Genomic DNA, 14645 nt, shown 5'->3' with positions numbered 1-14645 from the left:
GCCCACGCCCCGGCCCACCAGGGTGATCATGAGGCAGACGTGCCCGGCGAGATCCAACCCCGCCAACCTCATGATCACGAGGACCATCGGCGAGCCGGCCAAGACCCGCACAGGAACGGGGAAGTTGCTGCCTCAGGCGCCCCGGAGGCAGCAACTTCACCGAAGTTGCGCGGATCTTGAAGCGGCGCACCGGCAGAGCGAGCGGTTCGGCGCGGACGTCGGGAGCCAGCCAGCGGAAAGGGGGGACCGCGCCGCCGCTAACCAGGGCCTTGAGGGGCGAACCCGGAGGGTTGCGCGCAATCCGGATCGCCCCGCTGGCCGGCGACCCAACCCAGGGCGCCGGCCAGCAAGACGAACACCCGGTCGGACCCGGCCCACGTCAGGGTTTCGGGGGGAGCCCGCCCGCGGAGGGATCAAGCCTGACCGCCCGGAGCGGGCGGGCTCCCCCCGAAACCCCACGGCCGGGACCGACCAATCACACCCCCTTGGGATGCCACACCGTCTTGGTCTCCAGCAGGCTCGTCATCCGGGTCACGCCCGGGTCAACGGACCAGTCGTGGTCGACCGGGGCGGGCCGGAGCACCCGCTTGAGGTTCTCCGCCGCCTTGACCTCCAGGTCGGCCGCCAACTCGCCGTCGGTCACCCCGCTGAGGTCGATCGCGTTGACGTCCATGTGCGCGGCCAGCGTCGGCGCGGTCTCGGTGATCCTGCCGGTGAGGATGTTGACCACGCCGCCGGGCAGGTCGGAGGTGGCCAGCACCTCGGCCAGCGTCACCGCCGCCAGCGGCTCGGTCGGGGAGGCCGCCACGACCACCGTGTTGCCGGTGACGATGGCCGGTGCGATCACGCTGACCAGGCCGAGCAGCGCCGGGCGTTCGGGGGCGACCACCGCGACGACGCCGGTCGGCTCGGGCGCGGAGAGGTTGAAGTACGGTCCGGCGACGGGGTTGGCGCCGCCGTACACCTGGGAGAGTTTGTCGGCCCAGCCGGCGTACCAGACCCAGCGGTCCACCGCGGCGTCCACCTCGTCGCCCGGAATGCCGAGGGCGACGAACTGCTCGCGGCGACCCTCCAGCATCTCGGCGGCCCGGTAGAGGATCTGACCCCGGTTGTACGCGGTCGCGCCGGCCCAGCCCTTCACGGCGGCGCGGGCGGCGACCACCGCGTCCCGGGCGTCCTTGCGGGAGGCCAGTGACACATTCGAGGACTGCACGAGATACGACCGTCCCGACTCGCTGCGCGGGAACTTCCCGCCGATGAAGAGCTTGTACGTCTTGCGTACCGCGACCCGCTCAGACATTGAGGTAGCCCTCCAGCCCGTGCCGGCCGCCCTCGCGACCGTAGCCCGACTCCTTGTAGCCGCCGAACGGCGAGGTGGGGTCGAACTTGTTGAACGTGTTGGCCCAGACGACCCCGGCGCGCAGCCGGTCGGCCGTCCACAGGATCCGGGAACCCTTGTCGGTCCAGATCCCCGCCGACAGCCCGTACGGCGTGTTGTTGGCCTTCTCGACGGCCTCGGCCGGGGTGCGGAAGGTGAGCACCGACAGCACCGGGCCGAAGATCTCCTCGCGGGCGATCCGGTGGGCCTGGGTGACGCCGGTGAAGATGGTCGGCGCGAACCAGAAGCCCCGGTCGGGCAGCTCGCACGGCGGCGACCAGCGCTCGGCGCCCTCGGCCGAGCCGGCGTCGGACAGTTCGCGGATCCGCTCCAGCTGGGCGGCGGAGTTGATCGCGCCGATGTCGGTGTTCTTGTCCAGTGGGTCGCCGACGCGGAGCTGTGCCATGCGCCGCTTGAGCGACTCCAGCACCCGGTCGGCCACGTTCTCCTGGACCAGCAGGCGGGAGCCGGCGCAGCAGACGTGCCCCTGGTTGAAGAAGATGCCGTTGACGATCCCCTCGACCGCCTGGTCGATCGGCGCGTCGTCGAAGACGATGTTGGCGGCCTTGCCGCCCAGCTCCAGCGTGAGCTTCTTGCGGGTGCCGGCGACGGACCGGGCGATGGCCCGGCCGACGTCGGTGGAGCCGGTGAAGGCGACCTTGTCCACGCCGGGGTGCTCGACCAGCGTCCGGCCGGTGTCGCCGGCGCCGGTGACGATGTTGACGACGCCGGCCGGCAGCTCGGCCTGCTGGCAGATCTCGGCGAAGAGCAGCGCGGTCAGCGGGGTGGTCTCGGCCGGCTTCAGCACCACCGTGTTGCCGGCGGCCAGCGCGGGGGCGATCTTCCAGGCCAGCATGAGCAGCGGGAAGTTCCACGGGATGACCTGGGCGGCGACGCCGACCGGCTTCGGGTCAGCGCCGAAGCCCGCGTGCTCCAGCTTGTCGGCCCAGCCGGCGTAGTAGAAGAAGTGCGCGGCGACCAGCGGCAGGTCGACGTCGCGGGACTCCTTGATCGGCTTGCCGTTGTCCAGCGACTCCAGCACGGCCAGCTCGCGGGACCGCTCCTGGATGATCCGGGCGATCCGGAACAGGTACTTGGCCCGGTCCCGGCCCGGCATCAGGCCCCAGACCTTCTCGTACGCCGTCCGGGCGGCGCGTACGGCGCGCTCCACGTCCTGCGGGCCGGCCTCGGCGACCTCGGCCAGCGCCTCCTCGGAGGCGGGGTTGATCGACTTGAAGCTGCCGCCGTCAGTCGGGTCGACGAACTCACCGTCGATGAACAGCCCGTACGAGGGCTTGAGGTCCACCACCGAGCGGGACTCGGGGGCGGGTGCGTATTCGAACATCGGCTCTCAGTCCAGGGTGAAGTAGTCGGGACCGGAGTAGGTGCCGGTCGTCAGCTTGGTGCGCTGCATCAGCAGGTCGTTGAGCAGGCTGGACGCGCCGAAGCGGAACCAGTCCGGGTCGAGCCAGTCCGCGCCGACGGTCTCGTTGACCATCACCAGGTACTTGATCGCGTCCTTGGTGTTCTTGATGCCGCCGGCCGGCTTCACGCCGACCTGCCGCCCGGTGGCGGCCCGGAAGTCGCGGACCGCCTCCAGCATCACCAGGGTCACCGGCAGCGTCGCGGCGACCGGGACCTTGCCGGTGGAGGTCTTGATGAAGTCGCCACCGGCCAGCATGGCCAGCCAGGAGGCACGGCGCACGTTGTCGTAGGTGGCCAGCTCGCCGGTCTCCAGGATCACCTTGAGGTGGGCGTCACCGGCGGCCTCCTTGGTGGCCACGATCTCGTCGTAGACCTCCTTGTAGCGGCCGGCCAGGAACGCGCCCCGGTTGATCACCATGTCGATCTCGTCGGCGCCGGCCGCGACAGCGGCCCGGGTGTCGGCGAGCTTGATCTCCAGCGGCGCCTGGCCGGACGGGAAGGCGGTCGCCACGCTGGCCAGGTGCACGCCGGAACCGCGCAGCACCTCCGCCACGTACGGGACCATCGCCGGGTAGACGCAGACGGCGCCGACGTGCGGGCAGGACGGGTCGGCCGGGTCCGGGCGCAACGCCTTCGCGGCCAGCGCGCGCACCTTGCCGGGGGTGTCCGCCCCCTCCAGGGTGGTCAGGTCGACCATCCGGATCGCCAGGTCGATCGCCTGCGCCTTGGCCGTGGTCTTGATGGAGCGGGTGCCGAGCTGTGCCGCCCGCTGCTCCGCGCCGACCTGGTCCACGCCGGGCAGGCCGTGCAGGAAGGTCCGCAGAGCGGTCTCGGATCGTCCCAGCTCGGAGAGCTCCGACCGGGCCGACGTCGTTGTCGCCGTCATGCCGAGAAGTCTACGCACGAGGCCGTCGAGTGATCTTGCTCACGAGCGTCCGGTGGCGGGCCGGCGTGAGCGGCGTCGCTGGTCAGACCGCAGCCGCACCGTCATGCCGGCGGGACCGGTAGGTTGAGCGATCGTGGATGTACACGTCATTGACCACCCGCTGGCCCAGTCTCGACTGACCGCCATGCGGGACGCGCGCACCGATTCCTCGACGTTCCGGGCGGCGCTGCACGAGCTGACCACCATGTTGGTGTACGAGGCGGCCCGTTCCTTCCCCGTCGAGCGGTACCCGGTGCAGACGCCGGTCACCGGCACCGAGGGCACCCGGCTGGCCAACCCGCCGCTGCTGGTGCCGGTGCTGCGGGCCGGCCTGGGCATGGCGGACGCCGCGCTGGGCCTGCTGCCCGAGTCCTCGATGGGTTTCGTCGGCCTGGCCCGCGACGAGGCGACCTACGAGCCCCGCGCGTACATGGAGTCGCTGCCCCGCGACCTGGCCGGCCTGCCGGTGCTGGTGCTCGACCCGATGCTCGCCACCGGTGGTTCGCTGGAGCACTGCTGCCAGCTGCTGGCCGACCGGGGCTGCACGGACATCACGGTGCTCTGCGTGCTCGCCGCACCGGTCGGCATCGAGCGGCTGGAACGCTCCGGTCTGCCGTTGCGCCTGGTCACCGCCTCGATCGACGAGGGTCTCAACGACCGGATGTTCATCGTCCCCGGGCTCGGCGACGCCGGCGACCGTCAGTTCGGCGGCATGCCCCGGTTCTGAGCGTTACCCCGGTCGGGGTGGGGTCCGGCGGGTTCGCGCGCGGTGGTGCGCGGACCCGCTACCGTCTCCGGCCATGACTGGTGTTGCGCTCGCCGAAGAGCTGCTCCTCCTCGCCTACGACGACACGACCGGCAAGGCGACGATGCCGCGGATCAGCCTGGACCTCGGCATGGCCGCCGCGGTGCTGGTCGAGCTGGCCCTCGCGGGCCGGATCGCGTACGCCGACGGTTCCCTCACCGTGGTCGACCCGACGCCGACCGGCGAGCCGGTCACCGACGAGGTGCTCGGTCGGATCGCCGCCGACACCCCGCACACCCCGGCCTCCTGGGTGCAGCGCCTGCGGCACGGCCTGCGTGACCGGATCCTCGGTGACCTGTGCCAGCAGGGCGTGGTGCGGGACGTCGACGAGACCGAGCTGGGCTTCATCCACGTGCACCGCTACCCGGTGGTGGACACCTCCGTGGAGGCGGACACGCGGCAGCGGCTGGCCGGGGCGCTGAACGGCGGCGCCGCCCCGGACGAGCGGACGGCGGCGCTGGCCACCCTGGTCGTGGTGCTCCGGATGGAGTCCGCGCTCGGGGTGAGCGGCGAGGCCGCCGCCGACGCCCGCCGCCGGCTCGAGGAGATCGCCAACGGCGCCGGGTTCTCGGGCGACGTCAGCATCGACGACTCGATGGTCCGGCCCTCGGTCGGCCTGGTCGTCGCCGCCCTGGGCAGGGCCGTCGACCAGGCCCTCGGCCCCCGCCGCTGATCTGAGGAAGGGCCCCTTCTCCCGCGGGGCGTCAACAAGGGGCCCTTCCCGCACTAGAGGCCCAGCGCCGCCGACATCTCGCTGCGGAGCTGCGCGATCGCCGCGCTGGCGCGGGCGCGGGCGGCGGCGACATCGCCGTCGGGCACCGGCTCGACCACCTCCAGGTACGCCTTGAGCTTCGGCTCGGTCCCGGATGGCCGGATCACCACCCGGGCCGCCCCGGTGCGCAGGATCACCACGTCCGCCTCCGGGAGCAGGTCCTGCGTGCTGTCCACCGGGTGCCCCAGCAGCGTGGTCGGCGTGGCCGCCCGGATCCGGGCCATCGCGTCGGCGATCTCCCGCAGGTCGTCCACCCGGACCGAGAGCTGGTCGGTGTGGTGCACGCCGAACTCGGCGGCCAGCTCGTCGAGTCGGTCGGTCAGCGTGCGGCCCTGCGCCTTCAGGCCGGCGGCCAGCTCGGCCACGGTCAGCGCGGCGGTGATGCCGTCCTTGTCGCGTACGTGGTCCGGGGCGACGCAGTAGCCGAGCGCCTCCTCGTAGCCGTAGACCAGCGGCGCGCTTCCGCCACCGGCCCGGACGATCCACTTGAAGCCGGTCAGCGTCTCGTCGTAGGGCAGGCCCCGGGCGGCGCACATGGCCCGCAGCAGCGACGACGAGACGATGGTGGTGGCGTAGAGCCCGGTCACCCCGCGACGCATCAGGTGGTCGGCGAGCAGCGCGCCCACCTCGTCGCCGCGCAGCATCCGCCAGCTCTGCCGGTCGGCGCCGGCGGCTGCGGGGACCGCGCCGTCGCGGACCACCACCGCGCAGCGGTCCGCGTCCGGGTCGTTGGCGATGGCGAGGTCCGCGCCGGTGGAGTCGGCCAGCGCGATCAGCAGGTCCACCGCCCCCGGCTCCTCGGGGTTGGGGAACGACACGGTGGGGAACGCCGGGTCCGGCTCGGCCTGCTCGGGCACCACGCCGGGCACCGGGAAGCCGGCGCGGGCGAAGGCGGCGGTGAGCACGGCGGCGCCCACGCCGTGCAGCGGGGTGTACGCCACGGTCAGGTCCCGTGGCCCGTCCGGCGCGATCACCGCGGTCGCCCGCTCGACGTACGAGGCGACGAGGTCGTCACCGAGCACGTCACCGGGCCGGCCCAGCGGCACCTGGATCAGCGGGCCGACCGCACGGATGGCGGCCTCGATGCCGGCGTCGGCCGGCGGCACGATCTGCGCTCCGGCGCCCAGCTCCCCGCCCAGCCCCGCGCCGAGGTAGACCTTGTAGCCGTTGTCCTGGGGAGGGTTGTGGCTAGCGGTGACCATCACGCCGGCCACCGCGCCGAGCTGGCGCACCGCGTACGCCAGCACCGGGGTGGGCAGCGGGCGGGGCAGCAGCAGCGCGGCCCGGCCGGCGCCGGTGGCCACCTGGGCGGTCCGTTCGGCGAACTGGCGGGAGCCGTGCCGGGCGTCGTACCCGATCACGAGGGGGCCGGTGCCGCCCTGGGCGGCGAGCCAGGCGACCAGACCGGCGGCGGCCTGGGTGACCACGGCGAGGTTCATGCCGTTCGGGCCGGCGCGCAGCGGGCCGCGCAGGCCCGCGGTGCCGAAGGTCAGCGGCCCGGCGAACCGGTCGGCCAGCTCCGGCGCGCTCGTCGGCAGCTGGTCCAGCACCGCGGTCAGCTCGTCCCGGCTGGTCGGGTCGGGGTCGTCGGCGAGCCAGCGTCGGGCTCGCTCGCGAATGTCGTCAATGTCAGTGGTGTCCGCCGCCATGCCCCTTGATAGCACGGCGGCGGATCACCGCCGTCGCTTCCCTCCGGCTCAGCCGTCCCCGGTGAGCTGGAACGTCCGCACCATCTCGTCGAAGATCGGCTTGCTCTCCGCGAACTTGGTGTCCGTCGAGGTGAGGTAGAACGAGTACGCCTTGCCCTCGTGCACGACGCCGCGCCAGACGCCGTGCCGCTTGGTGTCGCCCTCGCCGCAGGTGTACTCGAATTCGGCCGCGGACTCGCCGGCCAGCTCCTGCTCGGTCATGGCCAGGCGGTTGTACGGCTTGACGCACGAGCTCTTCGGCTTCTTCAGGCCGCCCTCGGCGACCTCGGCCCAGCGCGTCGAGCTGGTGCTGAACTTCTCGGTGATGAGGCGCACCTTCCGGCCGTCGTCCTCCGGGTCGATGTAGTCGGTGTAGCTGCCGCCGCTCGCCTTCCGCCAGCCCTTCGGCACCATCACCTGGACGCCCCGGGCGGAGTGCTCCTGCATCTCCACGGGGGAACCGGCCGCGGCGGACGGGCTGGGCTGCGCCTGCGGAGTGGTCGGGGCGGGGTCGTCGCCGCCGCTGGTCAGCGCCACCACGCTGATCAGCAGCACCAGGGCCAGGCCGCCGGCCGCGGCGAGCTGCACCTTGCGGGGCCAGCCCTTGACCGTGGTGACCAGTTGCCCCCCGGTGGCGCGGACCTTGTCCATGGCGCCGCCGCCGGACGGCGCGGGCGTGGCCCAGGGCTGGCCGGTGCCGGGCACCGACCACTGGTTGCCGCCGTAGGTGCCGCCGACGCGCTGGGTGGCCTCCGGCGCGCCGCCGTAGCTGACCTGCTGGGTGGCGTCGGGACGGCTGCCGTAGGTGACCCTCTGGGTGGCGTCCGGGTGCCCGCCGGCGTCGACGCGCTGGGTGGCGTCCGCGTTGCCCCCGTAGGTGCGGCCGGTGGTGGGTCGGCCGGAGACGGGCATCGCGCCGGTGGGCGTGTGCAGCGGGCCGGCCAGCGCGTCCGCGCTGGTGTCGTCGAGCCCGGTGGTCGCGGCCCCGCCGGCCGGCTGCGGGCGCTCACCCCGACGCAGCGACGCGAGGCGGTCGGTCAGGGACTCGCCCGGGGCCAGCATGGCCCGGCCGCCGATCTGGGTGTCCGGCTTCGGCTCCGGCTGGGCCGGCGGGGGGACGGGAGCCGGGCGCTGCTGGACCGGCACCACGGCGTACGGGTCGGTCACCGAGTGCACGGCGCTGGCGGTGCTGCCCAGCGGGCCGGCGAGCAGCTCGCGCAACATGGCCCGGGAGGTGTGCACGTCCAGCCGGCGGGCCGGGTCCTTCTCGAGCAGGCCCATCAGCACCCGGGTCAGTGGGCCACTGCGCTGCGGCGGGGCCGGCGGGTCCTCGACCACGGCGTGCATGGTCTCGATCGGGTCGCCCTTGTCGAACGGGGGACGCCCCTCGACCGCCGTGTAGAGGGTCACGCCCAGCGAGAAGAGGTCGCTCGGCGGCCCGAACTCCTGGCCCATGGCCCGCTCGGGCGAGATGAAGTGCGGTGAGCCGAGAACCATGCCGGGGGTGGTGAGCTGCACGTCGGTGGGCATCCGGGCGACACCGAAGTCGGTCAGCACGCAGCGCCCGTCGGTGCAGATCAGCACGTTGGCCGGCTTGACGTCCCGGTGCAGCACGCCGATCGCGTGCGCGACCTCCAGCGCGCCGAGCAGCGCGATGCCGATCTTGGCGACCGCTCGGGGCGCGACCGGCCCGTCCTCGATCACCATGTCGGCGAGGCTGCGGGCGTCCAGCAGCTCCATCACGATCCAGGGCCGGCCGGCCTCGGTGACCACGTCGTACACCTGCACCACGGCGGGGTGCTGGATGGCGGCGGCGGCGCGGGCCTCGCGCAGGGTGCGTTCGTACATGGCGTCGCGGTCGCTGGGGGCCAGCCCCGGGGGCAGGACGACCTCCTTCACCGCCACGTCCCGGCGCAGCAGGGTGTCTGTGGCGCGCCACACCGTGCCCATGCCGCCGTTGCCCACCGAGGACCGCAGCGAGTACCGGTCACCGATGGTGGTGCCGGGTGCCGCGCGTCCGTTGGCGGGACTTACCTGTCCGCCGCTCCACGTCGGGATCTGAGTCACAGAAAAGCCACCGGGGGAAATCGAGGGGGGCTGGGACACAACCCCCCTATCTTGCTGGTTCCGACGCCCGATGCGAAAGCCGACGCGACGGACGTTTGTCGAAGTCGACAGAACGTGCCCGACCGTTCACCTGCCGTCGACCGTTCGGGACGCACTGTGCGGTATCCCTCACCCGACGAGACGTGCGCGCGTCCTACCATCCGGGGATGAGCGAACGGCGGTCAAGCGAGTCCGGTTTCCCGATCAAGGGCGTCTACACGGCGGCCGACACCCCGGAGGACCTGGACTCCCGGCTGGGCGGCCCCGGCGAGTTCCCGTACACCCGGGGGGTCTACCCCACGATGTACACCTCCCGTCCCTGGACCATGCGCCAGTACGCCGGCTTCGGCACCGCCACCGAGTCCAACGCGCGGTACCACCAGCTGTTGCGGGCCGGCACGATGGGTCTTTCCGTCGCCTTCGACCTGCCGACCCAGATGGGCTACGACTCGGACGAGCCGATCGCGCACGGCGAGGTCGGCAAGGTGGGCGTGGCCATCGACTCCATCGAGGACATGCGGCTGCTCTTCGCCGACATCCCGCTGGACAAGGTCTCCACCTCGATGACGATCAACGCCCCCGGGTCGGTGCTGCTGCTGCTCTACCAGCTCGTCGCCGAGGAGAGCGGGGTGCCCGGCTCCGCCCTGAACGGCACCATCCAGAACGACATCCTCAAGGAGTACATCGCCCGGGGGACGTACATCTTCCCGCCGAAGCCCTCGCTGCGCCTGGTGGCCGACACGTTCGCGTACTGCCGCAAGGAGGTGCCGAAGTGGAACACGATCTCCATCTCCGGCTACCACATGGCCGAGGCCGGCGCGACGCCCGCGCAGGAGATCGCGTTCACCCTGACCAACGGCGTGGAGTACGTGCGGGCCGCGCTCGCCGCCGGGCTCGCGGTGGACGACTTCGCGCCCCGGCTGTCGTTCTTCTTCGTGGCCCGGACAACCCTGCTGGAGGAGGTGGCGAAGTTCCGCGCCGCCCGCAGGATCTGGGCCCGGCTGATGCGCGACGACTTCGGCGCCAAGGATCCGAAGTCGATGATGCTGCGCTTCCACACCCAGACCGCCGGCGTGCAGCTCACCGCCCAGCAGCCGGAGGTGAACCTGGTCCGGGTCGCCGTGCAGGGGCTCGGCGCGGTGCTCGGCGGCACCCAGTCGCTGCACACCAACAGCTTCGACGAGGCGATCGCGCTGCCCACCGAGAAGGCCGCCCGGCTCGCCCTGCGTACCCAGCAGGTGCTGGCGTACGAGACGGACCTGACCGCCACCGTCGACCCGTTCGCCGGCTCGTACGTGGTGGAGGCGATGACCGCGGAGATCGAGGCCGCCGCCGTCGAGTTGATGGAGCGGGTGGCCGACCACGGCTCGGCGGTGGACGCGATCGAGGCCGGGTTCCAGAAGCGCGAGATCGAGCAGTCCGCGTACCGGATCGCCCAGGAGATCGACTCGGGCGAGCGGGTGGTCGTCGGCCTCAACAGGTTCACGGTCGACGAGGAGGAGCCGTACGAGCCGCTGCGGGTCGACCCGACGATCGAGGCGGCCCAGGCCGACCGGCTGGCCCGGCTGCGCGCTGAGCGGGACGCCGACGCGGTGGCGCGCGCCCTCGCCCAGTTGCGGGCCGCCGCCGACGGCACGGAGAACGTGCTGTACCCGATGAAGGAGGCGTTGCGGGCCCGCGCCACGGTCGGCGAGGTCTGCGGGACGCTGCGCGAGGCGTGGGGGCTGTACCGGCCCACCGACCGGTTCTGATCCGACGATCGATCGTTCTCGCAGGTCAGAGTGGGTTTATTGGCTCCGGCGGAGTTACAGTCGGAAGCGGATCCCCCCGGCCGGGCCGGGGGCGGCGCGGCCCCCCGACCGGCGTCCAAGGGTGTGTCCACCCGGTTTAGGGGTACCCCGACCGGGTGAACGGGACGCACACCGTGTGCGGTCATGGCGGACGAGCGCGTGTGAGCGTCTTTTCCGGCTCGTTGCGGAGCGTGGTCGGCTAATTGTCGGAGTGTCAGTTCACCACCCTGACTAATGCGACAATTCGCAACGTGGGCTCACGAGTGGCGCCGGATTCGTGACCGCCAAATCGGTTACGCGTTGTAGGAGGTGAGGGGCAGATGACGGCGTTCGACCGTGATCTACCTGCTGTCCCACACATCTCCGAGCGCCCTCAGCAGGGCATACGTGACGCTGTGCGGTCCGATCATTACCGTAACGAGGTTGCGCAGCGTCACCGCCGGAGGTCTAGGCTGTCTGCTGTCCCCGATGATCCACCCATCTCTAGTGATCGAGAATTCGACGTGACGAGTGCGTTGACGCTGCCCACCGGCAGCCAGCTGGCGTCGTCCTGGCCGGAGCTGCCGCCCGGGTCCCAGCCCCTGCCCCGCGACCTGGACCACCTGCTCGCGCTCCGGGTACCCGGGCTGATCGCCACCCGCCGTCACATCCACTCGCACCCCGAGCTCTCCGGCACGGAGTTCGAGACCGCGGCCCTGATCGCCCGCGAGCTCTCACTGGCCGGGTTGAACCCGCGGCTGCTGCCCAAGGGCAACGGCGTGATCTGCGACGTCAACGGCCGCCCGGACGGGCCGGTCGTCGCGCTGCGCGCCGACATCGACGCGCTGCCGCTCGACGACCCCAAGGACGTGCCCTACCGGTCCACCGTGGAGGGCGTGTGCCACGCCTGCGGGCACGACGTGCACACCTCGATCCTGCTCGGCGTCGGCATGCTGCTGGCCCAGCTCGCCGACCTCGGCGAGCTGGACGGTCGGGTCCGGCTCATCTTCCAGCCGGCCGAGGAGATCCTGCCCTGCGGCTCGCTGGAGGTCATCGAGGCGGGCGGCCTGGACGACGTGGTGCAGATCTTCGCGCTGCACTGCGACCCGAACCTGCCGGTGGGTCAGGTCGGCCTGCGGGTCGGGCCGATCACCGCGGCCGCCGACAACGTCACCGTCCGGCTTTCCGGGCCGGGCGGGCACACCGCCCGCCCGCACCTGACCGTCGACCTGGTCGACGCGCTCGGCCGGCTGATCACCGAGGTGCCCGCCCTGGTCAGCCGCCGGGTGCCGGCCAACAGCGGCCTGCTGCTGGTCTTCGGCCACGCCTCGGCCGGCACCCGCTACAACGTCATCCCCTCCGAGGCGTCGGCGTCCGGCACCCTGCGGGTGATGGACCGCGACACCTGGAACCAGGCTCCCAAGATCGTCGCTCAGGTGGTCCGGGACGTGATCGCGCCGACCGGCGCGACGGTCGACCTGGAATACCTGCGCGGCCGACCGCCGGTCTGCAACGACTCGCGGGCCATCCAGGTGCTGACCGCCGCCACCGCCGCGGCGCTCGGCCCGGACGGCATCGCCGAGACGCCGCAGAGCATGGGCGGCGAGGACTTCTCCTGGTACCTGGAGTACGTCCCCGGCGCCCTCGCCCGGCTCGGCGTGGGCCGTTCCGGCCCCAACGTCGACCTGCACCGCGCGTCCTTCGACGTGGACGAGCGTGCCATCCCGGCCGGCGTACGCGTCATGGTGCAGACCGCGCTGCGGGCACTGGCGGCGGTGCGCTGACCGGAGCCACCAGCGCCGGGCTCTTGCGCCGCCGGCGCAGCACCACGAGCAGCACCGCCAGCGGTACGCCGAGCGCCACCAGCCAGGGCAGGAGCGCGCCCAGCACGGTGAGCAGGACGGTCAGCGAGGCGACGAACGCCTTCCAGCCGCCCTTCAGCCCGACCAGGAAGCCCATCTCGCTCTTCTCCTCGGCGGTCTTCGCCGTCGGCCCGGCCAGCGACACGGTGATCGTGGAGAGGGCGGTCAGGTCGGCCAGTCGCCGCTTCTTGGCCTCCAGCGACGCCAGGTCGGCCTCGCGGCGACCCAGCTCGTTCTCCAGCGAGACCAGGTCGGTGATCGAGGTGGCTCGGGCGAGAAGCCGGCGGGCGCTCTCCACCCGGGCCCGCTGACTGGTGATCCGGGCGTCCAGGTCGACGGTCTCCTCGGTGACGTCCTGGGTGCTGATCTCCCGGCTCTCCTGCTTGCCGAGCTTCGCGACCTCCTCCACGACGCCGGCGAACTTCGCCGCCGGCACCCGTAGCTGCAACTCGGCGACCGCGTCGGCCTCGGCGCTGCGCCGCTGGTCGCCGCCGATGAAGCCGCCCGCCCGGGTGACCGCGGCGGAGACCTCGCGGGCGGCGGCGTCCACATCGTCCACCTGCACCCGCATGGTTCCGGTGTAGATGATCGCCCGCTGGTCGACGCGCAGGTCCGGAGCGCCGGCCCCGGCCGCTTCCGGCGCCCCGGCCGCGCTGTCCCGGTCCGCCCCGCCGCCGTTCGCCTGCGGTGCCTCGGCCGCCGAGCCCGCCGTGTCCCGCGCACCGCTGTCTCCGGCGCCGCACCCCGTGACCAGCACCGTCGCCGCCAGCGCCGTTGCCGCCAGCAGTGCCCCGCGGCACCGTCTCGCCCGTCCGTCCATCCCCGCTCCCCTCGTCGTCAGCCGGTGTGGCGATACCTCGGACGCGGCGCGCTCGTCGGCTGGTTCCGGCAGACTGCGCTGAGGACGTCACGATTCGATAATCGAGGAGTCACGATGCGGCTCACCAAGTACGCCCACTCCTGCCTCCGGGTGGAACACGACGGGGGAGTGCTCGTCGTCGACCCCGGTGTGTTCAGCGACCCCGCGGCGCTGGACGGAGCGGACGCGGTGCTGGTCACCCACGAACATCCCGACCACCTCGACGTGGCGGCGGTGCGCCAACACCTCGACCGGCGGCCGTTCCCCATCCACGGGCCGGCCTCGCTCGCCGGCCCCCTGGGCGACGCGGCCGAGGCGTTGCGCCCGGTCGCCGCCGGTGAGTCGTTCACCGCCGCCGGGGTGGCCGTCCGCGCCTACGGCGGCAAGCACGCGGTGATCCACCCGGACATCCCGGTGGTGGACAACCTCGGCTTCCTGATCAACGACGTGGTCTATCACCCGGGCGACGCCCTGGTGGTGCCGGACGAGACGCCGGTCGACACGCTCTTCGCGCCGATCCACGCTCCCTGGTCGAAGTTCTCCGAGGTGGTCGACTTCATCCGGGCGGTCGCCCCGCGCCGCGCGTACGCGCTGCACGACGCGCTGCTCAACACCAACGGGCTAGGCGTGCTCGACCGGCAGTACACGGCGCTGTCCGGCACCGAGTACCAGCGGCTGGAGCCCGGTAGCCGGGTGGACGTCTGAGGCTATGCCCGGCCCCTCCCCGGAGCTGGTGCAGCAGCTCTACCGCACCCCGCCGGAGCGGTTCGTGGCCGCCCGGGACGCCGCCGTGGCCGAGGCCCGCCGCGCCGGCGACCCGACCACCGCCCGGCAACTGGCCCGGCTGCGCCGCCCCACGGTGGCCGCCTGGCTGGTGAACCTGCTCGCCATCCACCGTCCCGAGCTGGTCGCCGACCTGGTGCAGCTCGCCGACGCGCTGCGGACCGCCCAGCGGGAACTGCGCGGGCCCCGGCTGCGGGAGCTGTCCGCGCAGCGCCGGGCGGTGGTCGGCGACCAGGGCGCCGAGGTCCGCAAGCTCGCCGCGGCGGAGCCGGA

At 72.6% G+C, this 14645-nt stretch carries 11 protein-coding genes and 1 pseudogene; 6 read left to right on the top strand and 6 right to left on the bottom strand.

Annotation, left to right across the window (positions count from 1 at the left end; all coding sequences use genetic code 11):
- Window positions 1-475: 475 nt before the first annotated feature.
- From DKT68_RS25255 to deoC, 3 genes are read right to left on the bottom strand one after another with little or no spacing between them, the layout of a single operon-like run.
- Window positions 476-1300 (bottom strand): aldehyde dehydrogenase family protein, encoded by an 825-nt coding sequence (locus DKT68_RS25255; protein WP_109819878.1) that lies wholly within the window; start codon window positions 1298-1300, stop codon window positions 476-478.
- Window positions 1293-2723, bottom strand: coding sequence for an aldehyde dehydrogenase family protein (locus DKT68_RS25250; protein ID WP_109819877.1), 1431 nt, complete (start codon window positions 2721-2723; stop codon window positions 1293-1295). Before DKT68_RS25250 ends, DKT68_RS25255 begins: the two co-directional genes overlap by 8 nt.
- A gap of 6 nt (window positions 2724-2729) precedes the next feature.
- Complete coding sequence (gene deoC / locus DKT68_RS25245; RefSeq protein WP_109819876.1) at window positions 2730-3689, bottom strand: deoxyribose-phosphate aldolase; 960 nt, start codon at window positions 3687-3689, stop codon at window positions 2730-2732.
- Window positions 3690-3822: 133 nt separating this feature from the next.
- Here deoC and upp point away from each other — a divergent pair, with 133 nt between their 5' ends.
- Both upp and DKT68_RS25235 read left to right on the top strand, forming a co-directional pair.
- The gene (upp, locus tag DKT68_RS25240) at window positions 3823-4455 is read left to right on the top strand and encodes a uracil phosphoribosyltransferase (RefSeq protein ID WP_109819875.1); all 633 of its coding nucleotides are present in this window, start codon (window positions 3823-3825) and stop codon (window positions 4453-4455) included.
- Between the two features lie 73 nt (window positions 4456-4528).
- The gene (locus tag DKT68_RS25235) at window positions 4529-5206 is read left to right on the top strand and encodes a GOLPH3/VPS74 family protein (protein WP_109819874.1); all 678 of its coding nucleotides are present in this window, start codon (window positions 4529-4531) and stop codon (window positions 5204-5206) included.
- Window positions 5207-5259: 53 nt separating this feature from the next.
- Here the strand turns inward: DKT68_RS25235 and DKT68_RS25230 are convergent, their stop codons facing one another.
- Both DKT68_RS25230 and DKT68_RS25225 read right to left on the bottom strand, forming a co-directional pair.
- On the bottom strand, window positions 5260-6954 hold the full coding sequence (locus DKT68_RS25230) for a phospho-sugar mutase (protein ID WP_109819873.1): 1695 nt from the start codon (window positions 6952-6954) through the stop codon (window positions 5260-5262).
- A 48-nt stretch (window positions 6955-7002) separates the two neighbouring features.
- Complete coding sequence (locus DKT68_RS25225) at window positions 7003-9060, bottom strand: serine/threonine-protein kinase (protein ID WP_109819872.1); 2058 nt, start codon at window positions 9058-9060, stop codon at window positions 7003-7005.
- A gap of 206 nt (window positions 9061-9266) precedes the next feature.
- Here DKT68_RS25225 and DKT68_RS25220 point away from each other — a divergent pair, with 206 nt between their 5' ends.
- Complete coding sequence (locus DKT68_RS25220; RefSeq protein WP_109819871.1) at window positions 9267-10850, top strand: acyl-CoA mutase large subunit family protein; 1584 nt, start codon at window positions 9267-9269, stop codon at window positions 10848-10850.
- Window positions 10851-11392: 542 nt separating this feature from the next.
- The gene (locus DKT68_RS25215; protein WP_109819870.1) at window positions 11393-12652 is read left to right on the top strand and encodes an amidohydrolase; all 1260 of its coding nucleotides are present in this window, start codon (window positions 11393-11395) and stop codon (window positions 12650-12652) included.
- Here the strand turns inward: DKT68_RS25215 and DKT68_RS25210 are convergent.
- A complete protein-coding gene (locus DKT68_RS25210; protein WP_201749181.1) occupies window positions 12609-13571 on the bottom strand; it encodes a DUF4349 domain-containing protein in 963 nt (320 codons plus the stop codon). The two genes, DKT68_RS25215 and DKT68_RS25210, sit on opposite strands and share 44 nt — an antisense overlap.
- Before the next feature lie 93 nt (window positions 13572-13664).
- Between DKT68_RS25210 and DKT68_RS25205 the strand changes: the two genes are divergently transcribed.
- A complete protein-coding gene (locus DKT68_RS25205; RefSeq protein WP_109819868.1) occupies window positions 13665-14294 on the top strand; it encodes an MBL fold metallo-hydrolase in 630 nt (209 codons plus the stop codon).
- Window positions 14295-14298: 4 nt separating this feature from the next.
- A pseudogene (locus tag DKT68_RS25200) lies at window positions 14299-14645 on the top strand (hypothetical protein); the annotation flags it as partial.

Origin of the sequence: Micromonospora acroterricola (assembly GCF_003172955.1) — a bacterium.
Taxonomy (GTDB): domain Bacteria; phylum Actinomycetota; class Actinomycetes; order Mycobacteriales; family Micromonosporaceae; genus Micromonospora; species Micromonospora acroterricola.
This window is presented reverse-complemented; position numbering and strand designations above follow the sequence as displayed.